This is a genomic window from Pseudomonas sp. AC463 (assembly GCF_979253585.1).
Genome location: NZ_CEEDDZ010000474.1, coordinates 1 through 284, shown reverse-complemented (window position 1 = coordinate 284; position 284 = coordinate 1). Strand labels below are relative to the sequence as shown.

Sequence of the window (284 nt, the reverse complement as noted above, 5' to 3'; positions counted from 1 at the left end):
CGACCTTGAAGCCGTTCAGCCAATGCTCGACATGCTGGCCGCGCACGACGATGACGGCGCGGTTCCACTCGCCGGGCGGGTTGATGCGCTTGCCCGGACTGTCCGGGTCGGACAGGTTGCGCGCGGTAATCAGGTCGTACAGCGACCCAAGCGTACGGTTACCGTCCCGGCCCATCTTCGCGTCGGGATGTCGCGCATCGTCGAGCAACTGATATTCCAGCACGATCGCCGATCCGTCACCCTTCAACAGGTTCGGATCGACGAAGTACTTGATGCCGCTGTTG

At 62.7% G+C, this 284-nt stretch carries 1 protein-coding gene; it reads right to left on the bottom strand.

Annotated features, from left to right (window positions below; all coding sequences use genetic code 11):
* Positions 1 to 284 (bottom strand): 3-keto-disaccharide hydrolase (locus AC0IYH_RS31030; protein ID WP_471838027.1); only part of this gene is annotated, 284 nt, incomplete at both ends.